At 74.4% G+C, this 14,684-nt stretch carries 14 protein-coding genes; 3 read left to right on the top strand and 11 right to left on the bottom strand.

The window, feature by feature from the left end; all coding sequences use genetic code 11:
- The first annotated feature begins 1 nt into the window (after nucleotide 1).
- Nucleotides 2-727: a DUF2470 domain-containing protein gene (locus tag HZS56_RS09410; protein ID WP_216720256.1), complete on the top strand. Its 726-nt coding sequence runs from the start codon at nucleotides 2-4 to the stop codon at nucleotides 725-727.
- A 431-nt stretch (nucleotides 728-1,158) separates the two neighbouring features.
- Here the strand turns inward: HZS56_RS09410 and HZS56_RS09405 are convergent, their stop codons facing one another.
- From HZS56_RS09405 to HZS56_RS09395, 3 genes are all read right to left on the bottom strand, one after another.
- Nucleotides 1,159-2,208, bottom strand: coding sequence for a hypothetical protein (locus HZS56_RS09405; RefSeq protein WP_216720255.1), 1,050 nt, complete (start codon nucleotides 2,206-2,208; stop codon nucleotides 1,159-1,161).
- 49 nt (nucleotides 2,209-2,257) lie between these two features.
- Nucleotides 2,258-3,523 carry an FUSC family protein gene (locus HZS56_RS09400; protein ID WP_216720254.1) on the bottom strand — a complete coding sequence of 422 codons (1,266 nt, stop codon included), beginning with the start codon at nucleotides 3,521-3,523 and terminating at the stop codon, nucleotides 2,258-2,260.
- Between the two features lie 115 nt (nucleotides 3,524-3,638).
- Nucleotides 3,639-4,133 carry an FBP domain-containing protein gene (locus HZS56_RS09395; protein WP_216720253.1) on the bottom strand — a complete coding sequence of 165 codons (495 nt, stop codon included), beginning with the start codon at nucleotides 4,131-4,133 and terminating at the stop codon, nucleotides 3,639-3,641.
- 351 nt (nucleotides 4,134-4,484) lie between these two features.
- On the opposite strand from HZS56_RS09395, the gene HZS56_RS09390 reads away from it, so the two are divergent.
- Nucleotides 4,485-4,799: a hypothetical protein gene (locus HZS56_RS09390; protein WP_216720252.1), complete on the top strand. Its 315-nt coding sequence runs from the start codon at nucleotides 4,485-4,487 to the stop codon at nucleotides 4,797-4,799.
- 28 nt (nucleotides 4,800-4,827) lie between these two features.
- Here HZS56_RS09390 and HZS56_RS09385 read toward each other — a convergent pair whose 3' ends face one another.
- The 4 genes from HZS56_RS09385 to HZS56_RS09370 form a co-directional block, all read right to left on the bottom strand.
- Nucleotides 4,828-5,859 (bottom strand): SDR family oxidoreductase, encoded by a 1,032-nt coding sequence (locus tag HZS56_RS09385; protein ID WP_216720251.1) that lies wholly within the window; start codon nucleotides 5,857-5,859, stop codon nucleotides 4,828-4,830.
- Nucleotides 5,860-6,160: 301 nt separating this feature from the next.
- Nucleotides 6,161-7,366, bottom strand: a complete 1,206-nt coding sequence (locus HZS56_RS09380) for an FUSC family protein (protein ID WP_216720250.1) — start codon at nucleotides 7,364-7,366, stop codon at nucleotides 6,161-6,163.
- A gap of 61 nt (nucleotides 7,367-7,427) precedes the next feature.
- A complete protein-coding gene (locus HZS56_RS09375) occupies nucleotides 7,428-8,084 on the bottom strand; it encodes an HAD family hydrolase (RefSeq protein ID WP_216720249.1) in 657 nt (218 codons plus the stop codon).
- 231 nt (nucleotides 8,085-8,315) lie between these two features.
- A complete protein-coding gene (locus HZS56_RS09370) occupies nucleotides 8,316-9,347 on the bottom strand; it encodes a PHP domain-containing protein (RefSeq protein ID WP_216720248.1) in 1,032 nt (343 codons plus the stop codon).
- A 121-nt stretch (nucleotides 9,348-9,468) separates the two neighbouring features.
- Here HZS56_RS09370 and HZS56_RS09365 point away from each other — a divergent pair, with 121 nt between their 5' ends.
- Nucleotides 9,469-9,705 (top strand): hypothetical protein, encoded by a 237-nt coding sequence (locus HZS56_RS09365; protein ID WP_216720247.1) that lies wholly within the window; start codon nucleotides 9,469-9,471, stop codon nucleotides 9,703-9,705.
- Between the two features lie 52 nt (nucleotides 9,706-9,757).
- Here HZS56_RS09365 and HZS56_RS09360 read toward each other — a convergent pair whose 3' ends face one another.
- From HZS56_RS09360 to otr(A), 4 genes are all read right to left on the bottom strand, one after another.
- Nucleotides 9,758-11,050, bottom strand: coding sequence for a glycoside hydrolase family 16 protein (locus HZS56_RS09360; RefSeq protein ID WP_216720246.1), 1,293 nt, complete (start codon nucleotides 11,048-11,050; stop codon nucleotides 9,758-9,760).
- A 146-nt stretch (nucleotides 11,051-11,196) separates the two neighbouring features.
- Entirely contained in the window at nucleotides 11,197-11,736 is a 540-nt protein-coding gene (locus HZS56_RS09355) for a VanZ family protein (protein ID WP_216720245.1), read from the bottom strand.
- Between the two features lie 42 nt (nucleotides 11,737-11,778).
- The gene (locus HZS56_RS09350; protein ID WP_216720244.1) at nucleotides 11,779-12,462 is read right to left on the bottom strand and encodes a DUF4230 domain-containing protein; all 684 of its coding nucleotides are present in this window, start codon (nucleotides 12,460-12,462) and stop codon (nucleotides 11,779-11,781) included.
- Between the two features lie 105 nt (nucleotides 12,463-12,567).
- Entirely contained in the window at nucleotides 12,568-14,442 is a 1,875-nt protein-coding gene (gene otr(A), locus HZS56_RS09345; protein WP_216720243.1) for a tetracycline resistance ribosomal protection protein Otr(A), read from the bottom strand.
- Between the last annotated feature and the right edge of the window lie 242 nt (nucleotides 14,443-14,684).

The following is a 14,684-nucleotide window of genomic DNA, read 5'->3' as shown; positions in this document are numbered from 1 at the left end:
GATGGGTGACCGCAACGCCTGGACGGCCGCGCCCGCGGCGGCGGAGCAGGCCCGCTCCGTGCTCGCCGCCGCATGGTCGTGCGCGGTGACGGCCGAGGGCGGCCGGGAGGAGTTCGTCGGCGCGCACACCGTGGCCGACGACGGCCGGATCCTCCTGCACGTGCCCGAGGACAGCGCGCTGGTGGCGGCGGCGATCTGCGCGCCGCGCGGAGAGCCGTCCGCCGTGCTGGAGTTCGCCGACGTGGCGCCCGTCCCGGTGCGCGGCCGGATCAGGGCCAGGCTCTGGCTCGCCGGCTGGTTCGCGCTGGAGGACGGACACCTCGCCTTCCGGCCCACCCGCGTGGTCCTGCGGCAGCCCTCCGGGGCCGTCGTGGTCGACGTCGACGAGTTCACCGCCGCCGCGCCCGACCCGCTGGCCCTGGCCGAGGCCCGGCTGCTGACCCACCTCGCCGACTGCCACGGCGACGCGGTGGACCGGCTGACCCGGCTCGTCGACCCCGACAGCCTGCACGGCGCGGTGCGGGTGCGTCCCCTCGCGGTCGACCGGCACGGGCTGACGCTGCGCATCGAGCGCATCCGCTCCCACGGCGACGTACGCCTGCCCTTCCACGCGCCCGCCGACGACGTCGCCCAGCTCACCGAACGGGTGCACGTCCTGCTGGCACAGGCGAGCGCCGCCTCCTGCCCCCGCGCACTGCAGCGGCAGCGCACGGACGGCGACGGCTGAGGCGAACGGCACGCCTGCGGGCCGCAGTTCACCGCCACGGGTAGTGCCGCCGCGGCGGCCGTCCGCCCGAGCAGGCCGACGAACCGCCGCATGTCCCAACCGTCACCGCGCGCCCCGCGTTGCTCCCGCCGCTGCCGCTGCCGCTGCCGCTGCCGCTGCCGCTGCCGCTGTCCCGGGCCTCGCGCCGCGCCACCGTCCTGCCGTTGACCTCGCTGCGTTCGGCGCGCGCCGCGTCGGGCGTCGCCGTCGACCGGGCGCCCGCCGTGGTGGGCGCGCGCCGTTCATCGGGCGGACAGCGCCGTGGGCGTGGTGGCCCGGGGCTCGTTGCCTGTGGACCGGGCGCCGGGGTGCCGTCCGGTGCAGGCGCCGCCGTCCACGTCGCGCACCGGGCGACCCCGGCCGTCGTCCCGTGTCCCGCTTCCGGACCACGCCTACCAGTCCCCGTCCTCCACCGTCTTGCCCGGGGCGTCCTTGAGCGGGTGGACCTGCTGCTCGGCCGGGGCCTGCCACGGTTCGTGGTCGTCCCCGAGCCAGTCCCCGACGGGTCGCACGGCCTGGAGCGACTCACCGGGTGCCAGGTCGTGGGCGTCCTCGTCGTAGTACTCGTACCAGGGCAGGCCCGCCCGGGTGTACGCGGCCCGGTCGACGGGGGACGGCGGCGGCTCCTCTCCGGTGATGCGCCGCCACTGCGGAGGCGTCACCAGGTGGACGAAGACCCGGCCGGCCGGACGCTCGGCCCAGTCGGCCAGGGGCCGTTCGTCGCGGTACACCTCCTGGCGCATGGAGCCCCCGGCACCCAGGCCCATGGCCGGTGCGGAACGGGCCCCGGCCGCGGCGCCGTAACCGGGAGCGGCCGGTGCGCACGCCGGTGCCGGGGCGCCGAGGGAACCGCCCGAACGGGCCGCCCGGCGCCGCAGTTCGGCGCGGCGCCGCTCCTCCTGGCGCCAGCGGGCCAGCTCCGTGTCGTTCAGGCGGAAGGCCTGCAACTGGACGCCGCCCCAGACCTCCTCCCCGGTCACCTGGCCCTCGACGGTCGCCCCCATGCCGAGCGGCACCGCCACGAACTGGCGGACCGTGCCCGTCCCGGAGTTGATGCCGTCCAGCCAGGGCTGACGCGGCAGGACCAGGTAGTTCTGCGGATCCCGGGACAGCCGGTCGCTCCAGGGCCGCCCCGAGACCGCGCAGACCTTGCCGGCCCCGACCTGGAGCGCGGCAGGCTCCCTCGTACCGGCGAAGCTCAGCCACATGGCCTCGCGCAGATACACCGGCAGCATCACCCCGCCGCGGGCCCGCCACGACTCGGGCACGGTGTCGGCGTGGTCGGCGACCCGGCGGACCGGGAAGTCGCCCAGGCCGGGCGGCAGCGGATGGGTGCCCGTCTCGGGCAGCCGCAGGGTGCGCACGAACCGCACCCGCGCACCGCCCGGCAGCACCAGCCCGTTCCCGTCGATCCGTACGCCCGTTGCGCCGGTGTCGCTCATCCCCGCGCTCCCTCCTGAGTGAAGCCCTGCTTCCGTGTGTCACCGCTCCTCAGGAGGAACGCCCCGCGGGCGCTTTGCGGTTCCGCCGGCGCAGCAGGCCGCGGGCCCGGTCCCGCAGCCGGGTCAGCCGCGGCATGCGTTCGCGCTGCTCGCGCGTGTGCCGGTCCAGCTCCTCCAGGAGCCGGCGGGAACGGTGTTCGGTGTCCATCTCGTCGATGATGCGGTTGACCTCCGCCAGCACCGCACCCCGCAACTGCCACTGCCGGGAGTCACGCCGGACCTCCTGAAGGAGCAGCTCGTCCAGCCGGTCCCGGGTGACCGCGGCCTGCCGCAGCTCGGCGGCCAGCCGCGCCTCCGCGGACTCGGCGTCGTCACTGGCGTTCGTGGTGACGAGGACCGAGAAGCTCACCACGGCGTCGGCGATCTCGGAGAGCAACTGCTGGACCGCGGCGCCGGTCTCCGGCGCGAAGAGGGGATCGGGCTCGCGTTCCTTGGCGAGGTCGGTGAAGCTGCGGGCGAGGACCCGCATGACCACCGTGCAGATCTCCAGGGTGTCCAGACCGGTGCGCAGCACCACCCGGTGCAGCAGCCCCTCGCGCACCCGGGGGTTGAACCGCAGGCTGTCCTCGGCCTGACGGAGGTCCTCGTCCACCTCGCCGATGTCGTGGTCGAGCCGCCGTGCCTCGTGCAACCGGGCCGCCGCCTCGTGGAAGGGCGTGCTGCCGGCCGCCTCCTCGCCCATCCGCAGCAGCAGTTGGCGCACCTGCCGGGCCAGCCCCACGACCGACTCGCCGGCCTGTTCCACCCACACCGGGGGAGCCAGGAACAGGTTGAAGGCCAGCCCCACGGTCGCCCCGATCAGGGTCTCCACCACCCGGGCCCAGGCCAGGCTCCCGTGCGAGGTCACCCCGAGCACCAGCATCGCGCTGATCGCGACCTCGGCCGTGAACTCGTGTGCCCGCACCAGGTGCCCGACGCCCAGCGCCGACACGATCAGCAGACCCAGACTCCACCAGCTCAGCCCGACCAGCTGGCTGAAGGCGATGGCGACCAGGACACCGGCCACCACCGCGTTCACCCGGCGGAAACTCATCTTGAGCGTGGCGTACAGGGTGACCTGGACGACCAGCAGCGCCGTCAGGGGCGCGGTGAGGGGTGCCGCCGACTTGTCCGGGGTCAGGCGCACCGCGATGACGTAGGCGATGGAGGCGGCGGCGGCCGAGCGCAGTGCCTGCGCGACCACGGGGTCGCTGAGCCACTTCACCCGCCGCAGTGCCGACCTGGCGGCCTCACGCAGATCCCGCACATCCCGCATCCTCGGGCTGTTCCCTTCCCCAGGCGCCTCGAACGTATCCGGACAAGGACGGTAGCCGGGCACAGGGGGCGGTTGCGGTTCCCACGCGCCGGACGCCGGCGCGCGTCCGCGATCTTCAGCCGGTCACCTTGGCGAGGAAGCCGGACAGGTTGCCGAGGGTCCGGGCGACCTGCTCCTCCAGCGTCAGGCTCTCCTCGATGCGGGTGCCGCCCCCGGGGACCTTCTTGCCCCGCAGGTACAGGGAACAGGCCAGGTCGGTGCACATGTACAGGCCCACCGAGTTGCCCTCGCGCCCCGCCGCGCCCGCCTTGCGCGCCGTCATCAGGGAGACACCTCCCCGGGGGTGCGCGGTGAGGCACAGCGCGCACAGGCTGCGCTGGAAGAAGCCGCTCCGGGCGGGCTGGAACCGCAGGGCCACGCCGGTGAGCTGCCCGTCGTGGTCGGTGACGAGGTAGCTGCGGTCCGGCGCGCCGGGGTCCCGCCAGCCGAGGAAGTCGAGGTCGTCCCAGGGGCGTTCGGCGAGGTCGCGGGGGACGGCCAGGCGCTTGGTCTCGCCCTTGGAACAATTGATGAACGAGGCGCGGACGTCCTGCTCGACGAGTGCTCTCACGGGAGTCTCCCTGGATCTGCGGTCACGAGAGTCAACCTAGGGGCTCTAGGTTTTCGTCTACCATAGATAGCCGGATCGCCGAAGGGCCAGTGATTTTCCGAGGGCGGTTTCAGCGGCAGGCGTGGCCGGCGGCCATCGTGGGTTCGCAGGTCGGGTCAGGAGAGCACGGACCAGGAAGGGGGCGAGCCTTCCTCGCGCACGGCGGGCAGTTCCGCAGTGAGGTTTCACCGCTCGGCGCGGAGGTACCCGGAGCCGCTGGTACGAACGGGAGACAGACGAACGGGAAACCGACGAACCGGAGACAGACGAACCGGGGACAGGTGACCCGGAGACCGCCGGAAGGAGCGTGCCGTGACGGACCGCCGCCACGAGGGGCCGGGTGAGAACGGCACCCCGGTCCCGAGGGACATGCCGGACCAGCAGGCCGGCGACCACGACGACCCGTGGGAGGCCGCCGCGCCCACCCGTGAGCAGCGCGAGCACCTCCAGGGCCCGGAGGACGACGGGGCCGAGGGCGGCGCAGGGGAGCCGGGCGACGACCCGGCCGCCGGGCCGCCCCCGACCGACGTGCCCGACACCGACGAGGCGGGAACGGGCCGCCGCGGTGCACCGCACTCGGGCGCCGTCCACCCCGAGCACCCGGTGCCGGACGAGTCCTCCGGCTGAACCGCCCGCGAGCGGGGTCGTTCCGTCCTCAGCCGACCTTGCGCCCCCGCAGCGGCACGGTGTCCGCGCCGGCCCCCTGCCGGAAACCGCGCAGGAATTCCTCCAGCACCTCCGTGGCCGTACGCGTGGGCCGCCAGCCCAGCTCCACCCGCGCCCGCGTGCAGTCCATGAGCGGCAGCCCGAGCACCGCGTCGAACAGGTGCGGCGAGGCGGGCAGCAGGCGCAGTCCCCACGCGGCGGCGACGGCCGAGCGGGCCGCGGTGCGGGGCAGCCGCACCGGACGCGTTCCGGTCGTCCCGCCCAGCAGCCGCGCGTCCACCGGCGGATCGGCCGCCAGGTTGAACGGCCCGCGAGCATCGGCGGAGCGTACCGCCAGCCGGTAGGCGTCGGCCGCGTCGTCGGTGTGCAGGGCCTGCACCCGGAGCCCGGGGACGTCCGGCAGGAAGGGGAGGAGGCCGGGGCGCGCCACCGGACCCGGCAGGAACCGGCCGCCGAAGATGCGGCGCTGCTCGCTGGCCGACTCGCGCTTGAAGAGGAAGGCGGGGCGCATCCGCACCACCCGGATGCCGGGACGGTCCCGCTCGAAGGTGTCCAGGACCCGCTCCAGATAGGCCTTCTCGCGGCAGTACGCGGCGTCCGGCCAGCCGTGCGTCGGCCACGACTCGTCCACCGCGTGGTCCTTCGGCCCCGGTGAGTACGCGCCGACCGAGGAGGCGTGCACCAGCGCCGGCACTCCGGCCGCTGCCACCGCGTCGAAGACCCGGAGGGAGCCCAGTACGTTCGTGCGCCAGGTCGTCGCCGGGTCGTGCGTCGGCTGGAAGGCCCAGGCCAGGTGCACCACCGCGTCCGCGCCGGCGAAGTGGCGGGCCAGGTCGGTCCGGTCCGAGGCCAGATCGGCCGTGGCCCACTCCGTCTTCGCGGGCGACCACCCGGGAGTCCGCCGGGCCAGCCCCAGCACGGACCCCACCTGCGGGTCCTCCGAGAGCAGCCGCACGACGCTGCTGCCCACGTTGCCGGTGGCGCCCGTGACCACGATCCTGCTGCCCGTTGTGCTGCTCACGGTGCCGCTCCTCTCCGCCGCCTGCCCGTTGCCGAGGCCACCGGGTACCCGTGGCGGCGCGGAGGCACGCGCATGCGGAAGCCCCGGCCGCGACGGGGGAATCACGGCCGGGGCGGCTTCGGGGTGGATACGGATGGCGGTCGCCTCTCGGCGGGGAGCTCCACAGGGCTTCAGCCGAACGATCTTCCCTGTGGGCGAATGGTGAGGCCCGGGGACACTGTCCCATCCGTATCCACGTACGGTTCAACGGCGAAGTACCTGCCGGTGTTCCACCGTCTGTCGTGTTTTGGGGTGATGTGGGTCACTGCTCGGCGGATTCGTCCGGCTCGGGCACGATCTCGGCCCACAGGTTCTCCGCCTGGAGCACCAGAGTGCCGAGGACCGCCGTCCGCGCGGCGCCCTGCCCGGCGTGTTCCCGCAACCCCTCCTGCAGCCGCCGGTGCAACTCGTCCATCGTCGTCTCCGTGGTCTCGGTCGCCGTCGGACCCGGCCCCGCGGACTTCCCGAGGAGCCGGTCCGCCTCGGCGTGGCAGGCGTCCCCGATCAGTCCCAGCAGCCGTGCGTAGAGGTCCAGCACCGGCCCTTCCGGCGGTGCGGGGGTGCGGTGCTCGTCGACCGTCACCACCAGCGTCCGGGTGAGCGCCGTGATGTTCCCGGTGACGCGGCTCCACCGCTGGTCCTCGTCCTCGGGCGGCACGGTGGCGGGCACGCGCTGCAGCCTGCGCAGCGGGCCGGAGGTGAGCCGCAGGCTCTCCCGGCTCCAGGAGCGCGCCGAGTACAGGGCGTCCAGCCGCCGTCCGAGCCGCGCGGCCTCGCTCGACCAGCCGGCCGCGCTCTGCGCGTCCCACTCGCCCTCCCGCAGGCCCGTGGCGACGCCGTGCAGGAGGTCGCCCGACTCCCGAGCCAGCGCGGCGAGGTTCTCGCGCACGTCCCTCAGGTGGATCGGCGGCAGGACGAAGGCGTTGACCGCGACGCCGACGACCGCGCCGAGCGCGGCCTGTCCCACCCGGTGCCCGACCGCGGCCGCCGACACCGCCGTGCCGGAGGCCAGCACGAACACGGCGGTGGTGGCCGCGTAGATGCCCTGCCGGCCGAAGCGGGACCAGTTCGCCATCAGCATCAGCAGCGGGAGGGACAGTGCCAGGGCCCCCGTGTGGTCGTCCGCGATCGCCTGGGCGGCCGACGCCACCAGCGCGCCGGCGCAGATCGCCGCGAACTGCTGCCCGGCCTGCCGCACCGAGCTGTAGACGGTGGCCTGCACCAGGACGAGCGCGACCCAGGGGGCCATCAGCGCCATCGGGTCGCCCAGCCAGACACCCGCCACCGCCCAGGCGAGCAGCGCCGCCCCCGCGGCCTTCAGCGACTGCACCACCAGGTCGCGTTCGCGTCCGGGCCCGCGCCAGGCCGCCCGGACGGACCGTCCGACGGCACACGCCTCCCACCACACCGCGGCCACGGGCCGGCGTCCCCGCACTGCTTCCCGGACCGTACGGATCACAGCGGTCATGCGGCGCCGGGTGCCCAGGCGGGCGGCGGGCAGGTCGTGCGGCGGACCACCACAAGGTGCCTCATGCGAACGGGCTCCCCTCCAGCGACGCCAGCAGGTCCGCCGGGTCCGCGTAGACGGCGTCGGCGCCCGCCTCCTCCAGGTCGGCGCGGGGCAGACCGCCGCACAGCACGCCCACGCAGCGCACCCCGGCCCGGGTGCCCGCGCGCATGTCCCACACCGTGTCCCCGACGAAGACCGCACGCTCGGCGGGCACCCCGGCCAGCTCCAGGGCGTGCTCGACCGGCTCGGGCGCCGGCTTGCCCGCGGCTACGTCGTCGGCGCTCGCGGTGGCGGCGATCGCGTCGTCCGCGCCGATCGCCCGCCGCAGCGCCCCCAGCTCCGCGCCGCCCGCCGAGGTGGCGAGGACCACCGTCCAGCCCTCGCCGGCCAGGCGGCGCAGCAGGTCGCCCGCGCCCGGCAGGGCCGGCAGGCGGTCGAAGTACTGCCCGTACAGCGCCTTGTGCGCGGCGCTCAGACCGGCCTCCAGATCCCGGTCGCGGTCCTCGCCGAGGAGGTGTCCGACGAGAGCGGCGGAGGGAAGGCCCACGGCGCGGTGGACGGCGTGCATCGGCACCCGGTGCCCCGCCTGCCTGAACGCCTCCCACCAGGTCGTCACATGCAGGTGATTGGTGTCGACGAGGGTCCCGTCGACGTCGAACACGGCTGCCCTTTGCATGCACGTTCCCTTTCCGGTCCGCCGGCCCCGGTCCCTGGCCCGTGGTACCCGGCCCACTGGTCCTGGTCGGTCCCAGGTCCCCGGCCCGGTCCGCCGGCCCTGTCTGGTTCCTGGTTCCCGGCCGCGGTCCGCTGGTCCTGGTCGCTCCCCGGTCCCCGGGCCGGTCCGTCGGTTTCCTTCGGTCATGGTCCGCGGGCCGTCCGGTCCGCGGGTCGTCCGGCGGGTACCACCTCAGGCGCCGGTCACTCCGGACGGAGTGCGGCCCCGGCGGGTCCAGTCGAGCAACTCGTCCAGCGACCAGGTCGTCACGACGCGCTCCGCCGGGACCCCGCACTCCTCCGCCCGCGCGCACCCGTGGACCTGCCAGTCCAGCTGCCCGGGCGCGTGCGCGTCGGTGTCGACGGAGAACAGCACGCCCGCGGCGACCGCGCGGCGCAGCAGCCGCCGCGGCGGGTCGAGCCGCTCGGGACGGCTGTTGATCTCCACGGCCGTGCCGGACTCCGCGCAGGCGGCGAACACCTCTTCCGCGTCGAACGCCGACTCCGGCCGCCCCCGCCCGCTCAGCAGGCGCCCGGTGCAGTGGCCGAGGACGTCCGCGTGCGGATCGCGTACGGCGGCGACCATGCGGCGGGTCATCGCGCGGGCGTCCATCCGGAGCTTGGAGTGCACCGACACCACCACGACGTCCAGCCGCTCCAGCAGCTCCGGCTCCTGGTCCAGCGAACCGTCGTCGAGGATGTCGCACTCGATGCCGGTCAGCAGCCGGAACGGCGCCCAGGTCTCGTTCAGCCGCGCCACCACGTCCAGTTGTTCGCGCAGCCGTTCGGGGGACAGCCCGCGGGCCACCGTCAGCCGCGGCGAGTGGTCGGTCAGCGCAGCCCACTCGTGCCCGAGCGCCGCCGCGGTCCTCCCCATCTCCTCGATCGGACTGCCGCCGTCGGACCAGTCGGAGTGCAGGTGGCAGTCGCCGCGCAGCAGCTCCCGCAGCCGCTCACCGCCCTCGGCGAGCGGGGTGGCCGCCTCGTCCCGCAGCTTCTCCAGGTAGCCGGGTGTGCGGCCGGCCAGCGCCTCGCGCGCCACCTGCGCCGTCCTGGGGCCGATCCCCTTCAGCGACTCCAGTGAGCCGGCCCGCTCGCGCAGCTCGTCCGCGGTGAGGCCGCCGAGCACCCGCGCCGCGGTCCGGAAGGCACGGACCCGGTACGTGGGAGCCTGGGACCGTTCCAACAGGAACGCGATCCGCTCCAGCGCCTCGACGGGCTCCATCGCCACCACCTCCGGCCGGCCCTCGCACCTGCTGTGCCGCCTCGTCCAGGGTTCCCCAGCACACCGAAGCCCGCATCACGGACACAGCGCCCGGCGCGGATCCACGGCCTACCCTCGAGTCATGACCGAAATCGACAGCCCGCACATGGGCAGGCCGCGGATCCTGGTGCTCCGGGTGCAGCCGGGGACGCCCCCGTTCCGGATCGTCGAGATCGACGGTCAGGTGGTCGGTGAGGCCAGGGACGTCACCGACGTACTGGAGGCGGCTGCGGCCTTCGGCATCACGGTCCACGACCTGGACGACCCCGACGTGGTCCGCTGGGTGGGCGGGGACAAGTTCACCTGGACCCCGCGCTAGGACCTGTCCGACAGGTCCCGGGCGGAGTCGGGGCCGGCCCCCGCCCGGTGGCTCAGCCGACCGTCCACTTCTGGTTGGCGGTGCCCGCGCAGGTCCAGATCTGGAGCCGGGTGCCGTTGGCCGGGTCGTTGCCGGTCACGTCGAGGCACTTGTCGGCCTGCGGATTGACGATGTCGCGCGCGGCGGTGACGACCCACTGCTGGGCGGCGGTGCCGTTGCAGTCCCACAGCTGGACGACCGTGCCGTCCGCGGTGCCGCCGGCGTCGACGTCCAGGCACTTGCCCAGCGCCCGGATGGTGCCGTCGGAGCCCACCGTCCACTGCTGGGCCGCGGTGCCGTTGCAGTCGTAGAGCTGTACGGGCGTGCCGTTGGCGGTGTTCGCCGCGGCGACGTCCACGCACTTGCCGGCCAGGCCCCGGATCGCGCCGCCGGCCGGTGAGTCGCCCGTCGTCACCGACACGTGGTCGACGAGCAGGGTCTGCGGGAAGACCGTGGAGCCGTCCGGGTCGCCCGGCCAGTAGCCGCCGACCGCGAGGTTGAGGATCAGGAAGTACGGCTTGTTGAACACCCACTGCCTCCCGCCCAGGTCGGCAGGGGTGCGCCGCTGGTAGACGTTGCCGTCCACCGACCAGGTGACCGAGTCGGGCGCCCAGTCGACGGCGAAGGTGTGGAACGCGTCCGCGAAGGCCTGGCCGCCCGGCAGCGTGTAGCCCGCGCCGATGCCGCCCTCGCCGGAGTAGCCGGGGCCGTGGAGGGTGCCGTGCACGGTGGACGGCTCGAAGCCGACGTTCTCCATGATGTCGATCTCGCCGGAGTCCGGCCAGTTCACCGGGGTGCCCAGCATCCAGAAGGCGGGCCACATGCCCTGCCCGCGCGGCACCTTCATGCGGGCCTCGACGTGCCCGTACTGCGCGGTGAACCTCCCCGAGGTGTTGAGCCGGGCCGACGTGTACTGGCAGGTGCCGTACCAGCACTGGTAGTTGGCCGGGTTCTCCTTGCGGGCCGTGACGACCAGGTGGCCCTGGCCGTCCAGGGCGGCGTTCTGGTTGCCGGAGGTGTAGTACTGCCGTTCGTGGTTGTTGACGTTGTCGCCGGTCTCGATCTGCCACTTCGAGGAGTCGACGGCCGCACCGGCGGGGCCGTCGAAGGTGTCGGAGAACACCACGGCGGCGGCCGAGGCGTCGGCGCTCCGGGTGCTCCCGGGGTGCTGGGTGCTTCCGGAGCTCCGGGTGCTCCCGGAGTTCTGGGGCTCCGCCCGGGCCGGGCCGGTCACGAGGGACGCGGCGAGACCGGCGGACAGGGCGGCGGCGAGGAGACATCTGCGGAGCAGGCGTGGGCGGGCCACGGCTCTCCCTTCCGTACGGGGCTCCGCCAGGGGAGCCCCGACCGAGGTGGGGGTGGGGACGGGGATGTCGCCTCTTGATTCAAGGAGTGGGGCAAGGGGTGGTCAATACCGCGTACGGCGATTGGTACGTACCAGCTGTCCCGCTCTCAGTCGCGTGCCTTGCGCGCGTGCACCGTGCGGCTCATCCGCCGGCCGAGGAGCAGGTAACCGACCAGCGCGCCACCGGTGTTGAGGATGACGTCGTCGATGTCGAAGGCCCGTCCGGTGACCAGGGCGCCCTGCGCGAACTCCACCAGCAGCATCACCACGGCCGTCAGCAGCAGCACCCGCAGCACCCCGCGCGTGCGCGGGGCCACGACCGGCACCAGCACGCCGAACGGCACACCCAGCAGGATGTTCCCGCCGATCTGCTTCACGGCGTCCCGCAGCGCGGGCTGGTCCAGATAGGCCCTCAGCGAGCGGCCCGGATGCATGTTGGTGTGGGTCAGGGCCTCGGACGCGGGGGAGGGGTGCAGGGTCAGCCGTGCCAGCACCACCGCGAACGCCACCATGAAGACGAACGCGCACGCCGTCGCCAGCAGCCGCAACGGCAGGGCGAGCGCGTGCCGTTCGGGACGGTCGGTCTCCTGCGCCTCGACGGCGCGCGGGCGCGGCCACCGCCGCAACCCCGGGACGGCACGAGCCATGTCGGGTCCTCCAGTCGTCAGCTTCCTTGCACGGCAGGCCGGTCATCCGTCGTAGGCCACCCGCACCTCCTCGAAGCCGAGGGAGTGCAGCAGGCCCTGGAGCATGGCCGTGGTGTTGGTCTCGGCCCTGGTCCTCAGCTCGCTGTCCTTCGCCGCGTCGCCGATGTGCCGGGCCGCGAGCTTCTGCACGGCCTGCTCGCTGTTCGGGTTGTCGGAGAACAGGTCGCCCAGGCGGTCCAGGAGACCGCGCTGCTTGGAGACCGCGTAGGAGCGGTCGGGGTCGAGGGCCGGCTCGCCGAGTGCCGCGTGCGGCAGCCGCAGCGTGGCCGACGTCCGGCCGCCGTCGACCTTCACGTCGTCCTCTCCGAGCTTGCCGAGGTCGACGTAGGCGTCCACGGTCCCGGCCCCGACGTACAGGGTGCGGGTGCCGCGGACCGCGTCCGGCAGGAACCTGGTGTCCTTCTCCAGGTCCACGACGACCTGGAAGTTGCCGGACGCGGCGTCGTAACGGCTGATGTCCTGGATGGACTTCAGCAGCGCGGGGCCCGACCGGTCCCGGGTCTCGGAGCCGAACAGGTCCTTGAGGCCGGGCAGTACGCTCAGCCGGAGCCCGGCGAACAGCACGACGAGCACCAGCACGACCGCGGCCGACGCCTTCGCCCAGCCGGGCAGGCGCCTCGCGGGTTTCCGGTCGTCCCTCGTGGGCTTGTTGACGGAAGTCGTCATCGCGACGGCCCTCCTTCCTACTCACCCGGATGCCCTCCATCTCCCGTGCCAGACGCAGCAGTTGGCGCGGGAGTGGAAAGGCGCAGCGCACGCCGGGGCGACGGCTCAGTGCCGGGGCCGGAGCGGGCGGTCCTCGGCCGGACGCGAGGACCACACCGCCTCCCCGCGGGTGAGGCCGGGCAGCCGGAGTTCGGCCTCCCGCACCCGCCGGGCCGGCAGCTCGCCGGTGACGAGCCAGGAGGGATCGCCGCCCGTGGTGCCGGTGAAGTCCGCCTCCAGCGGCGCCAGTCCGGCGGTCACGGCCGCCAGCGAGTCCGGCGGGACCTCCACCTCGAACGCGTGGTACGGCTCGTACAGCACGGTCCCCGCCCGGTCGAGGGCCCGGCGCAGCACGATCGAGGTCAGCCCGCGGAAGTCTGCCGCCGTGCTCAGCGGTGAGCTGAAGCCGGAGCGCACCAGCGTGACCCGGCAGTCCGTGACCGGGGCGCCACGGGGACCGGTTCGCAGCGTGTCCCGGACCGTGTCCTCCACGGCCTGGTGGAAGGCCCGGGGAAGCGCGCCCAGTTCCGTCTCGTACGTGAACACGCAGCCCGAGCCGCGCGGTCCCGGCTCCGCCCGCAGCCCGACCGTCGCCCAGTAGCGGGTGTGGTCGAGCCACGGCATCTCCTCGGCCGCCTCGCCCGTCCCGGCCGGGCGTTCCACGAGCCGGACCCGGCCCGGCGCGAACTCCGCCTCGACGCCGAAGTCCTCGGCCAGCGTCGCCGCCAGCACCTCCATCTGGACTTCGCCGTACAGCAGCAGCGCCGTCGCACCGGACTCCGCCGGCCCGACGTGCAGCAGCGGATCCTGGTCGGCCAGCGCCAGCAGGGCGGCGCGCAGCGGTGCCGCCTGCTCCGGGTGCCGCGCCCGGACCACCGTCTGGAGCGTCGGCGGCGCGAACTGCGGTGCCCGGTCCGCCGGTTCGCCGAGCCGGTCGCCGACGCGCAGGCCGCCGGGGACGCTGATCGCGGCGATGTTCCCGGCGGTGAGGGTCGCGTCGCCGCCGACCACGTCCAGGTGCGTCACCCGGCCGGAGACCTCGGTGGTCCGGCCGTCCGCCTCCCGGCGCAGGAACGTCAGCCGCCGCCGGGGGCGCACCTCACCGTCGTACAGCCGCAGGTACGCCGTGCGCCTGCCGCCGGCTCCCGGGCGTACGGCGAAGACGGTGCCGCGCGGGGCCGCGGGGCCCGGCGCGGCGGGCGGCGCCGGGACCAGTGCGACCAGGCCCTCCACCAGTTCCGGTACGCCCTGGCCGCCGAGGGCGCAGCCGTGGAGCAGCGGGTGGAACGTACCGTCGGCGGTCCGTGCGGCGAGGGCGGCCGCGAGGTCGTCCGCGGTCGGCCCGGTGCCGTCCACCAGCGCGGCCAGCACCTCGGGATCGACCTCCGCGAGTGCCTCGGCGGTCCGCCCGTCCGGCGGACGGCGGACGACCCGGGCCCGCGGGGTACCGGCGCCCGTCACCGCGGTGAGCGGCGCGACGTGCGGCGTCAGCAGGCGCCGGACGTCGTCCAGCAGCGCGTCGGGCCGGGCGCCCGGCCGGTCGATCTTGTTGACGAAGACCAGGGTGGGCAGCCGCAGCCGCCGCAGGGTGCGCATCAGCACCCGCGTGCGGGCCTGTACGCCCTCCACCGCGGACAGCAGCAGCACGGCGCCGTCGAGCACCTCCAGGGCGCGCTCGACCTCCGCGACGAAGTCCGAGTGGCCAGGGGTGTCGATGAGGTTGACCCGGGTGCCGCCGACGGTGAAGCAGGCGACCGCGGAGCGGATGGTGATGCCGCGGCGGCGCTCGATGCCGCCGTCGTCCGTACGGGTGTCGCCGGCGTCGACGCTGCCGAGCCGTTCGACGGCACCGTGGTCGAACAGGAGCCGCTCGGTGAGACTGGTCTTACCGGCGTCGACGTGGGCCAGAATGCCGATGTTCAGGGTGCGCGTGGGCTGCATGCGGGGCGGTGTCCTCGAGAACCGTGGGCCGGAAGGGGCGCTGGGGGATTCCGAGGAGTCGGCGCATGCGGGGATCCTGACCTGAGGAGATCCGAGGGGGATCTGGAAGAACACGGACCGCGCCATCATGGCGTCCGCCCCCGGGACCGGCGCAACCGGATTTCCGCCCGGCCCCACCCGCGCCCGACCGTGCCGCCCGCCGGAGGAGGCCCTCCGTCGCCCGCCGGGGCGGAGGCGGCCTC

This window comes from Streptomyces mayonensis (assembly GCF_018982965.1).
In the GTDB taxonomy this organism is placed as follows: Bacteria; Actinomycetota; Actinomycetes; order Streptomycetales; family Streptomycetaceae; genus Streptomyces; species Streptomyces mayonensis.
Note: the sequence above shows the minus strand (reverse complement) of the source record. Positions and strands in the feature narration are given on the sequence as shown.